This is a genomic window from Micromonospora sp. NPDC049060, assembly GCF_040649055.1.
GTDB lineage: Bacteria > Actinomycetota > Actinomycetes > Mycobacteriales > Micromonosporaceae > Micromonospora > Micromonospora reichwaldensis.
In genome coordinates this window covers 120,505-134,306 of record NZ_JBEZEV010000004.1, presented here as the reverse complement: position 1 = coordinate 134,306, position 13,802 = coordinate 120,505, and the positions used below count along the sequence as shown (strand labels likewise).

Here is a 13,802-nt window from a genome sequence, read left to right as displayed (position 1 = left end):
TCGCGGGCCGCGTTAGTCTTCTGGGCCCCGGGCGGGGGGTGCGCGCGGCGGGGGCCGGGGGGGGGGGCCGGGGCCCGCCCGGCCCGCCACCCGCGCACTGCGTCAGCCGGCGCCGCCGGCCCGGAAGGCGACCCAGGCGTCGCTCATCCGGTCAGCCTGGCCCGGGGTGAACATGTTCATGCAGGAGTCCTGCGTGTAGTCCATGAAGTTGTGGATCGGGTCCAGCCCGGGTGCGGTGCAGGTGTCCGCGCCGATCGGGCAGTTGAACTGCGGCGTCGCCTCGCGCGGGGTGTCCGCGACGAAGTCGCCGGAGGCGGAGCAGCCGTGCGCGAAGGTGTGCTCCAGCATCAGCCAGTGCCCGACCTCGTGCGTCAGCGTGTCGCCGAGGGCGTACTTGCCGGCCGTGCCGCCCGGCATCGACTCGTCGAGCATCACCACGCCGTCGATGTAGTCGCGGCCGTTGTTGTAGCCCTTCGGGAAGTACGCCCAGCCGAGCAGGCCGCCGCCGATGTTGGCCGCGTACACGTTGAGGGTCTCGGAGTCGCCGGTGTACAGCGCCTTCTTCATGTCGCGCTCGTTCTTGCCCGGCACGACGGTGTACCAGTTGCTGTTCACCGTCCACGTCGTGTCGACGAGGTCGAACCGGAACGGCGTGTCGGAGGCGTCGGCGGCGGTACGGCCCGCGAACGAGTCGTTGAGCACCTTCATCTGGGCCGCGATCAGGGTGTTCCACCTGGTCGTCTCGGCCGCGGTGAGCGGGTGGTCGGAGATCATGTGGAAGACCGTCGGCACGGTGACGCTGCCGTTGGCCAGGCGCGGGGCGTCCTTGATGACGCCGTAGGCGTTCGCCTCGTTCTTGGCGTAGAGCTCCGGCTCCTTGGCCGTGGCGCCCTCGGCGAGCCGGGCCGCGCCGTGCCCGTGGGCGTCCGGCTCGCACTCGGCCGCGCCTGGGGAGACGGGCACGGGCGCCGCTGACACCGCGCCGTAGGCGCCGCCGGACGCCAGGAGCGTCGCGGCGGTGGCGGTGAGGACCGCGAGTCGGAAGATGGGTCTCCTGTGCATCGGTGCACCTTTCAGGAGGATGGAGGCGGTGCGAAGTCGACACGGGGTTGTCATGACCAGGTCGATGACGTCGTCTCCCCGGTATGAGACCACGTCGATCGCGCATGCAACAGACCTGCGGAAAGAGCCTGTTCTCCCTGTAACGCCAGGGGGCCGGGGAGCGCTGATCGGAGGCGCGCGGGGCGTTCCGCGGCCGCGCCGCGCCTCCTCGGGGCGTACCGGCAAGGCCCGTTTCGTCCTTTCGGACGGCTACTGCTGACGGACCCGGTAGTAGAGGTGGGTGACCCGGTCGCCCTCGACGACCGTCGGGTCGGACAGCTCGACGGGGGCGTCGCGGACGTGGTCGAAGAACGGCACGCCGTCGCCGAGCAGCACCGGCACCAGGTTGACCCGGATCTCGTCGAGCAGCCCGGCCGCCAGGCACTGGCGGGCGATGCTGCCGCCGTTGACCGCGACCCAGCGGTCGCCGGCCAGCTCCCTGGCCTGCGCGACGGCGGCCTCCACGCCCTCGGTGACGAAGGTGAACGGCGCGCCCGGCCGGGGCCAGCCGTCCGGCACGTGGTGGGTGACGACCACGACGGGCTTGTCCATGGGGTGCCGGCCGTCCCAGGCGTCCACGAGGTCGAACAGCCGCCGGCCGACGACCAGGGCGCCGGTGTCGTCGAGGGTGTGCCGCAGGTGCCCGGCGCTCGCCTGCGAGGTGCGGAACGTCATCTCCGGCTTGGCGGTCGCGGTGGCGACATCGCCGTTGCCGTACCAGTGAAAGAGCTGGTCGAAGCCGCTCTCGCCCGGGCCGGCGATGTAGCCGTCCAGCGACATGCTCGCCTCGGTGTAGACCCCGGCCATCTACAGCACCCGGGTGATCTGCTCGGCCGCGATCCGGGCGTCCGACCGGGCCGGATCCAGGTTGGCGCAGAGCACCACCGACGCGCCGACGGCCAGCGGCGCCAACAGCCAGTACACGGGCTGCTCGTGCTCGGCGACGTCGACAAGCAGCCGGTCGCCCGCCCGCAGGTCGAGCCGCTCCGCGACGGCCAGCGCGACGCTGCCCCACTCGCGGTAGCTCGTGCCGTCGGGGCTGGCCGCGTCGGCGCTGGTCAGCGGGGCGGACGCGGGCAGCGCGTCGGTGTGCCGGCCCACCTCGGCCAGCCAGTCCCGGTATTCCTCGGGGGCCGGGGCGCGCGGGGTGACGCCGAGGGAGAGCACGAAGCGGTGCCGCGCCTCGGGCACGTCCTCCAGCCAGTCGTCGAGCCGCTCGGCGCTGACGAAGACGGCGTCGTACGGCTCGTCGGCGCCCGGCTCGACCGGCGGCAGGCCGGCGGTCGCCCGGGGCCGGAAGGACACCGCCACCCCGGCCGACCAGGCGCCCAGCAGCACGGCGGCGCTCTGCCAGTGCGCCGGGAGCAGCACGGCCGCCCGGTCGCCGACGCCCAGCCCGCAGCCCTCGCGCAGCAGCCCGGCGGCCCGCGCCGCCCAGCCACCCAGCTCCGTCGCGGTCAGGTCGACCCGCTCACCGGTGGCGTCGTCGAGGTAGGTGAGCAGCGGCCGGTCCACCTCCGCCGCCCGGCCCCCGGTCAGCGGCTCCCGGACGAGGGCATCGGTCATGTTCATGTCGCACTCCTCGGCAGGCTGCGGTCAGCCTACTGAACCGGGGACGGGCCGACGGGGCACCGACGCGCCCGGCCAGGCAGCGCTCCCCGCCAGCCGGGCCTGTCACGGGGCGGGCGCCAGAGCCTCCCGCACGCCATGTCACCTGGGCTTCTTCGTGTGCTGACGCACAAACTCCTGCTAGCCTGGAGGTCGCAGGACGCCCTTCGGGGCTCCCGCACCCGCCTTAGGGCCCGCTGACGCGGGCCCTTCGTGCGTCCGGGGTCACGGGACCTTGGCCAGCGGATCCCAGCACCAGCTGTGATAGCAACGGGACGCGACCAGGGACCACAAGCGCTCGTTTGCCGCCGTTTCCCGAGTGTCGGCACCGGGCCGGTCGAGGCGCTGGAACAGGAACGTCACCAGGTCGACTGCCTGAACGAGCCGGCTCGCGTGCGACGGGGCGAAGTGCAGCGTGTCGACGATCCGCGTGAGCTTCCTCGACCGGTACCCGCCGGTCCCGGACACGCGATACCGCGTCAGGTCGGCCCGGTGCACCGCCTGCTCCTGCACCTCGTCGGCGATGACCAGCGCATATTCCTCCCGGCTCGCTGCATATCCGTCGACCCTCTCCAGCAGGTGCGACAGCACCACCTCGTGCGCCGGTCGCGCGTCTGCGGCGTACCTCTTGGCCAGTGCCGCCCGCTGCACGCCCCGGATGATGATCGTGACGTTGTGAGCGCCGATCGCCTCCATCGCCGCCCGGTAGACCGCGATCCGGGCGCGGGGCGGCACTCCCTTCCAGACAGACCTGGCGTGGAAGATGTCGTAACCGTGCAACTCGGTCGCGGGCGGCACGCCGTACGTCTTGGTGGCGTGGTCCATCACCTGGTCGAGTGCCTCGCTCAACGGCATCGCGACCACGTCGGGCACCAGCAGCGCCCCGATCCAGTAGAGGCGGTCGGTGAACGACTCGTCGACGTACGTGAGCAACACCCGGTGAGAGTACGACGACGCCAGGTGACCGGCGTGGACTCCACCGGCGAGTCAACGGGCGGGCAGTTCAGGGCCGCCGTCGAGTAGCGGGGCCAGCAGGTCGCCCTGCTTCTCCACCCGCTTGAGCACCTCCCCCGCCGTGTACGGTTTCGTCGCCGGCCGCTTCCCCGCCGCGCCCGCCTCGACCTCGTCCCAGGTCAGCGGGGTGGAGACGGACGGCACGGACTGCGCCCGCAGCGAGTACGGCGACACGGTCGTCTTGGCGGCGTTGTTCTGGCTCCAGTCGATGAAGACCTTGCCCGGCCGCAGGTTCTTCGCCATCTTCGACACGACAAGCTTCGGGTGCGCCCGCTCCAGCTCCTGCGCGATCCGCTTCGCGTAGTCGGAGACCAGATCGGCCGACTGGGTACCGGCGACCGGGCAGCAGAGCTGCATGCCCTTCTTCCCCGAGGTCTTGGGATACGAGGAGATGCCGTCGTCGGCGAGCCGGTCGCGCATCAGCAGCGCCACCTGGCAGCACTGGCGCAGCGCCGCCGGCGGCCCGGGATCGAGGTCGACGACCATCATGTCGGGCTGCTCGCCGACCTTCCACTGCGGCGTGTGCAGCTCCAGGGCGGCGAGGTTGGCCAGCCAGACCAGGGTGGGCAGGTCGTCGGCGACCACATAGTCGATGGTGTCCCGGCCCTTGCTGGACCCGGGCGCGGGCAGCGTCTCGGTGCGTACCCAGCCGGGGGTGGCGGCCGGGGCGTTCTTCTCGAAGAAGGAGCCGCCGGTGACCCCGTTGGGGAAGCGGATCCGGGTGAGCGCCCGGTCGGCCAGGTGCGGCAGGAGCACCGGGGCGATCCGGGTGTAGTAGTCGATCACCTCGCCCTTGGTGAACCCGGCCTCGGGATACAGCACCTTGTCCAGGTTGGACAACTCCAGCGCGCGCCCCTCCACGTCCACCTTGAACCGCTCAGCCGGCATCGTCGACCTCCTCGGCGGGTTTGTCCGGCCGCAGCCGGAGCACCCGGGGGAACCGCAGTCGCCCGTCCGGGGTGCGCTGGCCGTACTTCACCTCCACCACGACCAGGGGTGTTACCCAGATCGCCCCCCGGGCATCCTCGCGCGGCACGTCCCCCGCGAACGGCGACGCGCCGGCGCGCAGCGGCTCCAGCTCGCGGAGCAGTTCCCGCTCGATGGCCGCGCCGATGCCGCCGCCGACGCGCCCCCGGTAGGTGAGCCGCCCGTCGGGGCGCGGCACCCCGACCAGCAGGCCGCCGATCCGGCGCGCCCCGGGCCGCCAGCCGCCGACCACGAAGTCGCCGGTGACCTCCAGCTTGACCTTCACCCAGTCCGGCGAGCGCACGCCCGGCCGGTAGACCGAGTCGACCCGCTTGGCCATCACCCCCTCCAGGCCGTGCTCGCCGGCCGCCTCGTAGGTGGCCGGGCCGTCGCCGAAGAGCGGCGACACCGCCCACCGGGCGCCGCCGAGCGCCAGGCCGTCCAGGGCCGCCCGCCGGCGGGCGTACGACCGGCCGGTCAGGTCCTCGCCGTCGAGCCGGAGCAGGTCGAAGATCATGTACGTCACCGGGGCGACCGCCGCCAGCCGGGCGGCCTTGTTCCGGTCGCGCACGTGCATCCGCTCCGCCAGGGCCGTGAACGAGGGCTGGCCGGTCTCGCCGAGCAGCACCACCTCGCCGTCGAGCAGCGCATCGCCCGCCTGCTCGTGCAGGGTGGCCAGCTCGGGGTACGCGGCGGTGATCTCCACGCCGCTGCGGGCGTACAGGTGCTGCCGGCCGCCGGAGATGTCGGCGAGCGCGCGGACGCCGTCCCACTTGAACTCGTACGCCCAGCCGGCACCCGCCGGGAGCTGCCCGGTCATCGCGAGCATCGGCTTGAGCGGCGCGCCGGGCACGTCCCGACTGTACTTGCGCACCGAAGCGCTCGCGTGGCCTTCGATCATTTGCGATCCTGGGCTGTACCGGCGAGAGGAGCACGGGGATGCGGGCCATCTGGAAGGGAGCCGTCTCGTTCGGGCTCGTCTCCATCGGGGTCAAGCTCTACTCGGCCACCGAGGAGAAGGACATCCGCTTCCACCAGGTGCACCGGGAGGACGGCGGGCGCATCCGCTACAAGCGCACCTGCCAGATCTGCGGCGAGGAGGTCACCTACGACGACATCGCCAAGGGCTACGACATCGGCGGCGGCGAGATGGTGATCCTCACCGACGAGGACTTCGCCGAGCTGCCGCTGTCCAGCTCGCGCGCGATCGACGTGCTGGAGTTCGTCCCGGCCGAGCAGGTCGACCCGATCCTCTACAACAAGGCGTACTTCCTGGAGCCGGAGGGCACCGCCACCAAGCCGTACGTGCTGCTGCGCGACGCGCTCGCCGACTCGGAGCGGGTGGCGATCGTCAAGGTGGCGCTGCGCCAGCGGGAGCAGCTCGCCACGCTGCGGGTCCGCGAGGGGGTGCTGCTGCTCAACACGATGCTCTGGCCGGACGAGATCCGGAAGCCCGACTTCGGCTTCCTCGACGAGGACCTGAAGGTCCGCCCGCCGGAGCTGGCGATGGCCAGCTCGCTGATCGACTCGATGGCCGGCGAGTTCGAGCCGGACGCCTTCACCGACGACTACCGGGCGGCCCTGCAGGAGGTCATCGACGCCAAGGTGGAGGGTCGCGAGGTGGTCCAGCCGGAGGAGGTCGAGGAGGCTCCGGCTGCGGCGGTGGACCTGATGGCGGCGCTGAAGGCGTCCGTCGAGCGCGCCCGGTCCGCCCGGGGCGAGGCGCCGGCCGGTGGCGGCGGGGAGCCGACCCCGATCTCGGCCGCCCGCTCCGCGCAGAAGAAGGCCGCCGAGAAGAAGGCGGCGAAGGCGCCGGCCAAGAAGACCGCCGAGAAGAAGGCCGCGCCGAAGAAGGCCGCCGCCAAGAAGGCCGCCCCGAAGAAGGCCGCCGAGGGCGAGAAGAAGCCCGCCGCGAAGAAGGCCGCCGCGAAGAAGACGGCCCGCAAGACGGCCTGACCCCTGGTCGTACGCGCCTCCCGCCGTACGAGGTTGCCTTGACGCCGGTGGGAAGGTCTAGCGTCGGTCGGGTCGGACGAGGGAGGTCGGATGCTGATCGGTGAGCTGGCGGAGCGCGCCGGCACGAGCACCCGGGCCCTGCGTTACTACGAGACGCACGGCCTGGTCCGGGCGGCCCGCTCGGCCAACGGATACCGGGTCTACGACGAGGCGGAGCTGCACGTCGTACGCGAGATCCGGGCGCTGCTGGCGGTGGGCTTCGGCCTGGACGACATCCGCCCGTTCGTCGCCTGCCTGCGGGCCGGCAACGCCTCCGGTCACGTCTGCCCCGACTCGGTGGCCGTGCTGCGGCGCAAGCTGGCCGAGGTCGACGCCGGCATCGACCGGCTGCACGCGGTCCGCCAGGAGTTGCGCGACCAACTCGCCCACGCCATCACCCAACGGGAGGAAACATGCTCGAGACTGCGCCGGGCGGCTCGCTGACCGCCGTCACCGACGACACCTTCGCCACCGTGGTGCTCGCCGCCGACCGACCGGTGGTGGTGGACTTCTGGGCGGACTGGTGCCCGCCGTGCCGGGCCATCTCCCGCAGCCTCGCCGAGCTCGCCGAGGAGTTCGCCGGGCGGCTGCTCGTGGCCACGATCGACACCGACGCCAACCCGACGGCCACCCGCACCTACGGCGTGATGTCCCTGCCCACCCTCCTGGTCTTCCGCCACGGGCAGGTGGTCGGCTCGATCGTCGGCTCCCGCCCGAAGCACCACCTGCGCCAGGGGTTGGCACGGCATCTCGCGGGCTGAACCGCCGGCCGGCGCGGTGCGGTCTCGCAGGTGCGGATCACCGCGGGTAGGCTCCGCCGGCCCCCGCCGCGAGAGGAACCCCATGCCGTACACCCCCGACCTGGACCGGCTGCTGACACCCGGCGCCCGCTTCGCCGACGAACACGCCACGTACGTCATGGAGGTGCACCCGCTGGGCGACGTCGTGCTGCCGACGGGGCGGGTGGTCGGCTGCGACCCGGTGGCCTGCCCCGAGGACGAACCGTTCACGGTCGGGGTGGCCCCCGGCCGCTACCCGGCCCGGGCCTGGGTCGCGGTGGTGCGGGGCGAGGACACCGAGGCGGACCGGCGGGTGGCCGCCCTCGAACTGGTGGTCCACGACGAGCCGGCGGCCCGCTGGGAGATGGCGCTGGTCGGCGACCAGGACGTCTCGGCCCTCAAGTCCGACGGTTGGTTCGGCTACGGGGTGGACACCGGCATCGGCACCCTGGCCGACCCGACCGCGCTGGCCGCCCTGGAAACGTGGGACGAGGGCGCGGTGACGGACGTCTTCGTCGCGGACGAGCCCGCGGGCGGGCCGGTGCCGGGGCACGTCGCCGCGGTGCTCGACGAGGCGACCGGGGCCAACGTGGTGACGGTCTGGTCCGGCTGGGGCGACGGCTGCTACGGCACCTGGATCGGGCGGACCGCCGACGGCCGGGTCACCTCGTTCGTGACCGACTTCATGGTGGTGCCGGGGCCGGCGTGACCCGTGCGGCGGGGGCGGCCACGGTCGAGGCGGCGCGGTGGGCGGCCGGGCGGGTACCGTGTGCGTCGGCTTTCCCCCCGGCACTCCGATGCCGGCCACCACCTTCGCAGCAGGGAGTCGACGCCGTGAGCGAGCGTACGCAGAACCGGTCCCAGAAGTCGGAGCGGCGGCTGGCCGCCCAGTTGGCCGCCCAGAAGGCGGCCGAGGCGAAGCGCCGCCGGCAGGCCTGGGCCGGCGGGCTCGCCGGGGTCGCGGTCGTCGCGGTGCTGATCACCGTCTTCGTGACGATCGGGCGCAACAGCGACGGCGACAAGGACCAGACGGCCAGCGCCCCCTCGGCCGGCCCGTCCGCCAGCGCCCCCGCCGCCGACACGCCCCCCGCCCCGCAGCTCCCGGAGGGGGCCGACCCGGCCCTGGGCACCAAGCCGAAGGTCACGGCCGGCGAGGGCGAGCTGAAGAAGCTCGTCGTGACCCCGATGATCAAGGGCACCGGCCCGGCGGTGAAGAAGGGTCAGACGATCACCACGAACTACGTCGGCGTCTTCTACAAGGACGGCAAGGAGTTCGACTCGTCGTGGAACGCCGGGCAGCCGGCGACCTTCGCCATCGGCGTCGGCCAGGTCATCCCGGGCTGGGACCAGGGCCTCGTCGGGGTGACCGTCGGCAGCCGCGTGCAGCTCGACCTTCCGGCCGAGCTGGCGTACGGCACGAACCCGCCCGGCGGCCGTCCCGCCGGCCCGCTGCGCTTCGTCGTGGACGTGCTCGCGGCGCAGTGACCCGCGAACCGGCCCGGTCAAGCTCCGTGACCGGGCCGTTGCCCCGCGATAGCGGCCCGGTTCGCCCGGGATGTCGCCCGTCGTTGATGCAGTACCCCACAGGGGGCTTCCGGCCCCTCCGCCACCGGCAGTAGGTTCAGCGTCACCCCGGGCGGTCCGACCGTCCGGGGTGATGACCGGACCGGACGCGGAGGTGCACGTGACGGCGCTGGACGACGCGGGGCGGACCGCCCGGGTGTTGTGGACCCACTACGAGCCGGTCCACGCGATCACCTACTTCCACCCCCGCGCCCGGGCCGCCTTCGAGGCGGTCGGGCTGCGGGGCTTCTGGCGCGGCTACTTCGCCGGCCGGGCCGCGCCGCTGGGGGCCGCCGAGCCCGCCCCGGTGACGGCGGCGTTCTTCAACTTCGCCCCGCACACGGTGGCGCGGGCGCTGCCGGCCGTCTGGCGGCTGGCCACCCCGGAGGAGGCGCTGCGGGCGCGGCTCACGGGCGCGGTGCAGGCGCTGGCCGAGCTGACCTACGAGCTGCCGGAGTCGCACCTCGTCGAGGCGGCCGAGCTGCTGGAGGCCGCCGCGGCCGAGGCGGAGCCCGCCGGCCGGGTGCTGGGCGCCGCCAACGCCGCCCTGCCGCGCGGCGAGTACCCGCTGGCCCGGCTCTGGCAGGCCGCCACCACCCTGCGCGAGCAGCGCGGCGACGGGCACATCGCCGCGCTGGTCGCGGCCGACCTCGACCCGGTGGAGACGCTGGCGTGGCGGGTCGCGGTCGACATCTCGCCGCTGAACCTGCTCGGGCGCGGCTGGTCGGAGGAGCAGTGGGCCGCCGCCCGCGCCCGGCTGGCCGAGCGGGGCTGGCTCACCCCGGACGGGAAGCCGACCGAGCAGGGTCTCGCCCGGTTCCAGGCGATCGAGGACGCCACCGACGCCGCCGCCGCCCGCCCGTGGCGGACGCTGGGCCCGGAGCGCACCGAGCGGCTGCGGGAGCTGCTCGAACCGATCGCCCGCGCCGCCCACACCGTCATCCCGGAGGGCAACCCGATCGGCCTGCCCGCGCTGCGGAGCTGACCCCCGCCCACCGGCCCGGACGCCGCCGATGGGGCAGGATGGGTCCGTGGCGGATGCGGTGGTCTTCGACCTGGACGGCGTGATCGTGGACTCCGAGCCGGTGTGGGAGGAGGTCCGGCGGGCGTACGTCGCGGCGCACGGCGGCACCTGGCAGCCCGACACGCAGCGCCGGCTGATGGGCATGAGCACCGGCGAGTGGGCCCGCTACCTGAGCGGTGAGCTGGGCGTCGACCGCAGCCCCGAGCAGGTCGCCGCCGAGGTGATCGAGGAGATGACCCGGCGGTACGCGGAGCGCGTACCGCTGATCGACGGGGCCGACCAGGTCGTGCGCCGGCTGGCCGAACGGTGGCCGCTGGGGCTGGCCAGCTCGTCGCCGACCCGGCTGATCGCGGCGGCGCTGGCCGCGACGGACCTGACCGGGGCGTTCGGCGCCACGCTGTCGACCGAGGAGACCGAGCGGGGCAAGCCGGCGCCCGACGTCTACCTGGCGGTCGCCGAGCGGCTGGGCGTCGACCCGGCCCGCTGCGTGGCCGTGGAGGACTCGTCCAACGGCGTCCGCTCGGCCGCCGCCGCCCGGATGACGGTGGTGGCGGTGCCGCACGGGGCGTACCCGCTGGACCCGGACGCCGAACGCCTGGCGACGCTGGTCCTGGGCACGGTCGGGGAGCTGACCCCGCAGACCGTGGACCGCCTCGGGTAGGCAGCCCACCAGGCCGACACACCCTGACTCGGCGCCCCCGAAGCAACGCCAGCCCAACCCCAGGCCCGCCCACCGGGCGCGGGCATGAGCGCGGATCCGCCGGGTACGGCAGCCACGGCGCCCCGGCCGGGGCTGCCGGGTGAGGAGACGGGGATGAAGGCGATCGTGTACGAGCGCACCGGCGACGCCTCGGTGCTGCAACTGGTCGACCGGCCGGTGCCGGAGCCCGGCCCCGGCGAGGTCCTGGTGCGGGTGGCGTTCTCCGGGGTGAACCCGACGGACTGGAAGGCCCGCTCGCAGGGGCCGATGCCGCGCGACTGGCAGACGCCGGGGCAGGACGGCGCGGGGGTGATCGAGGCGGTGGGCGAGGGCGTCGACCGGGATCTGATCGGCGAGCGGGTCTGGCTGTGGGAGGCCGCGTGGCAGCGGCCCTGGGGCACCGCCGCCGAGTACACGGTGGTGCCGGCCCGGCAGGCGGTGCCCCTCGGGGACGCCTCCTTCGAGCTGGGCGCCAGCCTGGGCATCCCCTTCCTCACCGCGCACCGCTGCCTGACGGCCGGCGAGTACACGCCGGACCGGCTGCACGCGGGCGCGCTCAGCGACCACACGGTGCTCGTGCAGGGCGGGGCGGGCGTGGTGGGCAACGCGGCCATCCAGCTCGCCCGCTGGGCGGACGCCTGCGTGGTCGCCACCGTCAGCAGCCCGGAGAAGGCGCAGTTGGCGGCGGCGGCCGGCGCGTCCTTCGTGGTCGACTACCGGACGCAGGACGTGGTCGAGGAGGTCCGCAAGATCGCGCCCGACGGGGTGCACACGATCGTCGAGGTCTCCGCGGCGCGCAACGCCGCCGCCGACGTCCAACTGCTCCGGCGTGGCGGGGCGGTCTGCGTCTACGCCGACGACGGCGGGGACGAGGTGACCCTGCCGATCCGGCCGTTGATGGCGCCGAACGCGCGGTTCCAGTTCGTCCTCGTCTACACCGAGCCGAAGGCGGCCAAGGCCCAGGCGGTGGTGGACGTGGCCGCCGCGGCGGCGCAGGGCGGGATCCGGGTGGGCGAGGACGCGGGCCTGCCGCTGCACCGCCACCCGCTCTCGGCGGCCGTCGCGGCCCACGAGGCGGTCGAGAACTCGGTGGTCGGGAAGGTGCTGATCACCACCAGCGGGGACGAGTGACGACCGGCGGCCGAAAGCCCTCTGAGCTGGGCGGATTTCCCCGTAGTGGGCACAGAGGCGAACAAGTTTCGCAACAATGACGGTGCGGGTACCCCCGCATGGAGCGGGCGGCCCCGGCGCGGTGCGAACGCCGGGGCCGCCCCTGGGGAGGGAGTTCAGGAGTGTTCCCTACCCCAACAGGCGACGGTGCGCCTGAGAACGTTACGGGGCGGTCAGCTCCCGGACACTCAGTTCGCCCCCGGCGTACCGGGAACGGACGACCTTCTTGTCGAACTTACCGACGCTGGTCTTCGGCACCGCGTCGATGACGGCCCAGCGTTCCGGCAACTGCCAGCGGGCCACCGACCCGGCCAGGAACTCCCGCAGCTCCTCGACCGTCGCCGCCGCACCCTCGCGCAGCACGACGGTGGCGAGCGGCCGCTCACCCCAGCGCTCGTCGGGCACCCCCACCACGCAGGCCTCCAGCACCGCCGGGTGGGCCATCAGGGCGTTCTCCAGCTCGACCGAGGAGATCCACTCGCCGCCGGACTTGATGACGTCCTTGGCCCGGTCGGTGAGCGTGATGTACCCGTCCGGCGAGAGGGTGCCGACGTCGCCGGTACGCAGCCAGCCGTCGCGGAACTTCTCCTCGTCGGGCACGTCGTCGCCGACGTACCGCGCGGTCACCCACGGCCCGCGGACCTCCAGCTCGCCGACCGACGCCCCGTCGGCGGGCAGCGGCTCGCCCAGCGGGCCGACGATGCGGGCCTCGACCCCGGCCGGCACCCGGCCCTGCGTGTAGCGGTAGCGCCAGGCCTCCTCGCCGGTCGCGCCGGCCGGCGGCCGGGAGACCGAGCCCAGCGGGGACATCTCCGTCATCCCCCAGGCGTGGATGACGTCGATGCCGTGCCGCTCGGCGAACGCGTGCATCAGCGCCGGCGGGCAGGCCGAGCCGCCGACGATCACCTCCCGCAGCGAGGAACTGTCCACGTCGTGGGCGTCCAGGTGGGCCAGCAGGTCCGTCCAGATGGTCGGCACCGCGCCGGCCAGGGTGGGCCGCTCGGCGGCGATCATGTCGGCGATCGGCGCGGCCTGGAGGAACCGGTCCGGCATGATCAGCGACGCCCCCGAGAGGAAGGCCGCGTACGGCAGGCCCCAGGACATCGCGTGGAACATCGGCACGATGGCCAGCTCGCGGTCGGTCGGGCCGAGACCGAACCCCTCCGGCATGCAGACCTGGAGGGAGTGCAGGTAGATCGAGCGGTGCGAGTAGGCCACGCCCTTCGGGTTGCCGGTGGTCCCCGAGGTGTAGCAGAGGGCGGCGGCGTCGCGCTCGTCCACCTCGGGCCAGTCGAAGACGTCCGGACGGTCGGCCAGCAGCGCGTCCCAGTGGTGCACGGCGATCCGGTCGCCGGCCGCCGCCGTGAGCGGGGCCGGGTCGCCGCCGCCGACGACCACCACGTGCCGCACGGTGCCCAGCTCGCCGATCACCCGGGCCAGCAGCGGAATGAGCGTCGAGTCGACGAGCACCACCCGGTCCTCGGCGTGGTTGGCGATGTAGGCGACCTGGTCGGGGAAGAGCCGGAGGTTGAGGGTGTGCAGCACCGCGCCCATGCTGGGCACCGCGAAGTACGCCACCAGGTGCTCGGCGTTGTTCCACATGAAGGTGGCGACCCGCTCGTCGCCGGTGACACCGCACTCGTCGCGCAGCGCGTGGGCCAGCCGGGCCGCCGTGCGCCCGACCTCGGCGTACGTCATCCGGCGCGGCTCGCCGCCCGTCCAGGTGACGACCTCCGCCGTGCCGTGCACGGTGGCGCCGTGGCCGAGGATCCGGGCGACCTGGAGGGGAGCGTCCATCATCGTGCTACGCATGGGTAACAAAGTAGTGTCGGCGGTCACAGGTTGGGAACCCTGGAATGCCGGTCGAGACCGTAACGGCACC

General features: G+C 73.6%; 15 protein-coding genes. 8 read left to right on the top strand and 7 right to left on the bottom strand.

The window, feature by feature from the left end; genetic code table 11:
* Nucleotides 1-102: 102 nt before the first annotated feature.
* The 6 genes from AB0B83_RS03470 to ligD (AB0B83_RS03445) form a co-directional block, all read right to left on the bottom strand.
* Nucleotides 103-1,062, bottom strand: a complete 960-nt coding sequence (locus tag AB0B83_RS03470; protein ID WP_357576784.1) for a zinc metalloprotease — start codon at nt 1,060-1,062, stop codon at nt 103-105.
* A 249-nt stretch (nt 1,063-1,311) separates the two neighbouring features.
* Nucleotides 1,312-1,908 carry a dihydrofolate reductase family protein gene (locus AB0B83_RS03465; RefSeq protein ID WP_357576783.1) on the bottom strand — a complete coding sequence of 199 codons (597 nt, stop codon included), beginning with the start codon at nt 1,906-1,908 and terminating at the stop codon, nt 1,312-1,314.
* Nucleotides 1,909-2,673 (bottom strand): TIGR03089 family protein, encoded by a 765-nt coding sequence (locus AB0B83_RS03460; RefSeq protein WP_357576782.1) that lies wholly within the window; start codon nt 2,671-2,673, stop codon nt 1,909-1,911.
* Nucleotides 2,674-2,934: 261 nt separating this feature from the next.
* Complete coding sequence (locus AB0B83_RS03455; RefSeq protein WP_357576781.1) at nt 2,935-3,645, bottom strand: DUF3800 domain-containing protein; 711 nt, start codon at nt 3,643-3,645, stop codon at nt 2,935-2,937.
* Between the two features lie 51 nt (nt 3,646-3,696).
* The gene (ligD, locus tag AB0B83_RS03450; RefSeq protein ID WP_357576780.1) at nt 3,697-4,611 is read right to left on the bottom strand and encodes a non-homologous end-joining DNA ligase; all 915 of its coding nucleotides are present in this window, start codon (nt 4,609-4,611) and stop codon (nt 3,697-3,699) included.
* Entirely contained in the window at nt 4,601-5,542 is a 942-nt protein-coding gene (gene ligD, locus AB0B83_RS03445; protein ID WP_357576827.1) for a non-homologous end-joining DNA ligase, read from the bottom strand. Before ligD (AB0B83_RS03445) ends, ligD (AB0B83_RS03450) begins: the two co-directional genes overlap by 11 nt.
* Nucleotides 5,543-5,628: 86 nt before the next feature.
* On the opposite strand from ligD (AB0B83_RS03445), the gene AB0B83_RS03440 reads away from it, so the two are divergent.
* The 8 genes from AB0B83_RS03440 (at nt 5,629) to AB0B83_RS03405 (ending at nt 11,881) form a co-directional block, all read left to right on the top strand.
* Nucleotides 5,629-6,645: a Ku protein gene (locus AB0B83_RS03440; RefSeq protein ID WP_357576779.1), complete on the top strand. Its 1,017-nt coding sequence runs from the start codon at nt 5,629-5,631 to the stop codon at nt 6,643-6,645.
* A 90-nt stretch (nt 6,646-6,735) separates the two neighbouring features.
* Nucleotides 6,736-7,128: a MerR family transcriptional regulator gene (locus AB0B83_RS03435; protein WP_357576778.1), complete on the top strand. Its 393-nt coding sequence runs from the start codon at nt 6,736-6,738 to the stop codon at nt 7,126-7,128.
* Nucleotides 7,098-7,445, top strand: a complete 348-nt coding sequence (gene trxA, locus AB0B83_RS03430; RefSeq protein WP_357576777.1) for a thioredoxin — start codon at nt 7,098-7,100, stop codon at nt 7,443-7,445. Before AB0B83_RS03435 ends, trxA begins: the two co-directional genes overlap by 31 nt.
* An 82-nt stretch (nt 7,446-7,527) precedes the next feature.
* Entirely contained in the window at nt 7,528-8,172 is a 645-nt protein-coding gene (locus AB0B83_RS03425; protein WP_357576776.1) for a DUF4241 domain-containing protein, read from the top strand.
* Between the two features lie 125 nt (nt 8,173-8,297).
* Complete coding sequence (locus AB0B83_RS03420) at nt 8,298-8,948, top strand: FKBP-type peptidyl-prolyl cis-trans isomerase (protein WP_357576775.1); 651 nt, start codon at nt 8,298-8,300, stop codon at nt 8,946-8,948.
* Between the two features lie 172 nt (nt 8,949-9,120).
* Nucleotides 9,121-10,011 carry a hypothetical protein gene (locus tag AB0B83_RS03415; RefSeq protein WP_357576774.1) on the top strand — a complete coding sequence of 297 codons (891 nt, stop codon included), beginning with the start codon at nt 9,121-9,123 and terminating at the stop codon, nt 10,009-10,011.
* A gap of 46 nt (nt 10,012-10,057) precedes the next feature.
* Nucleotides 10,058-10,711 (top strand): HAD family phosphatase, encoded by a 654-nt coding sequence (locus tag AB0B83_RS03410; RefSeq protein ID WP_357576773.1) that lies wholly within the window; start codon nt 10,058-10,060, stop codon nt 10,709-10,711.
* Between the two features lie 153 nt (nt 10,712-10,864).
* The gene (locus AB0B83_RS03405; protein WP_357576772.1) at nt 10,865-11,881 is read left to right on the top strand and encodes an NADPH:quinone reductase; all 1,017 of its coding nucleotides are present in this window, start codon (nt 10,865-10,867) and stop codon (nt 11,879-11,881) included.
* A 201-nt stretch (nt 11,882-12,082) separates the two neighbouring features.
* On the opposite strand, the gene AB0B83_RS03400 is transcribed toward AB0B83_RS03405, so the two are convergent.
* Nucleotides 12,083-13,732: a fatty acid--CoA ligase gene (locus AB0B83_RS03400; RefSeq protein WP_357576771.1), complete on the bottom strand. Its 1,650-nt coding sequence runs from the start codon at nt 13,730-13,732 to the stop codon at nt 12,083-12,085.
* Nucleotides 13,733-13,802: the final 70 nt, after the last annotated feature.

Excerpts from the sequence above, each read along its gene's own strand:
- AB0B83_RS03470 (WP_357576784.1), bottom strand. The coding sequence starts at position 1,062 with ATGCACAGGAGACCCATCTTCCGACTCGCGGTCCTCACCGCCACCGCC.
- ligD (WP_357576780.1), bottom strand. The coding sequence starts at position 4,611 with ATGCCGGCTGAGCGGTTCAAGGTGGACGTGGAGGGGCGCGCGCTGGAG.
- AB0B83_RS03400 (WP_357576771.1), bottom strand. The coding sequence starts at position 13,732 with ATGCGTAGCACGATGATGGACGCTCCCCTCCAGGTCGCCCGGATCCTC.
- AB0B83_RS03435 (WP_357576778.1), top strand. The coding sequence starts at position 6,736 with ATGCTGATCGGTGAGCTGGCGGAGCGCGCCGGCACGAGCACCCGGGCC.
- AB0B83_RS03460 (WP_357576782.1), bottom strand. The coding sequence starts at position 2,673 with ATGAACATGACCGATGCCCTCGTCCGGGAGCCGCTGACCGGGGGCCGG.
- AB0B83_RS03465 (WP_357576783.1), bottom strand. The coding sequence starts at position 1,908 with ATGGCCGGGGTCTACACCGAGGCGAGCATGTCGCTGGACGGCTACATC.
- AB0B83_RS03415 (WP_357576774.1), top strand. The coding sequence starts at position 9,121 with ATGACCGGACCGGACGCGGAGGTGCACGTGACGGCGCTGGACGACGCG.
- AB0B83_RS03440 (WP_357576779.1), top strand. The coding sequence starts at position 5,629 with ATGCGGGCCATCTGGAAGGGAGCCGTCTCGTTCGGGCTCGTCTCCATC.
- AB0B83_RS03425 (WP_357576776.1), top strand. The coding sequence starts at position 7,528 with ATGCCGTACACCCCCGACCTGGACCGGCTGCTGACACCCGGCGCCCGC.
- trxA (WP_357576777.1), top strand. The coding sequence starts at position 7,098 with ATGCTCGAGACTGCGCCGGGCGGCTCGCTGACCGCCGTCACCGACGAC.
- AB0B83_RS03405 (WP_357576772.1), top strand. The coding sequence starts at position 10,865 with ATGAAGGCGATCGTGTACGAGCGCACCGGCGACGCCTCGGTGCTGCAA.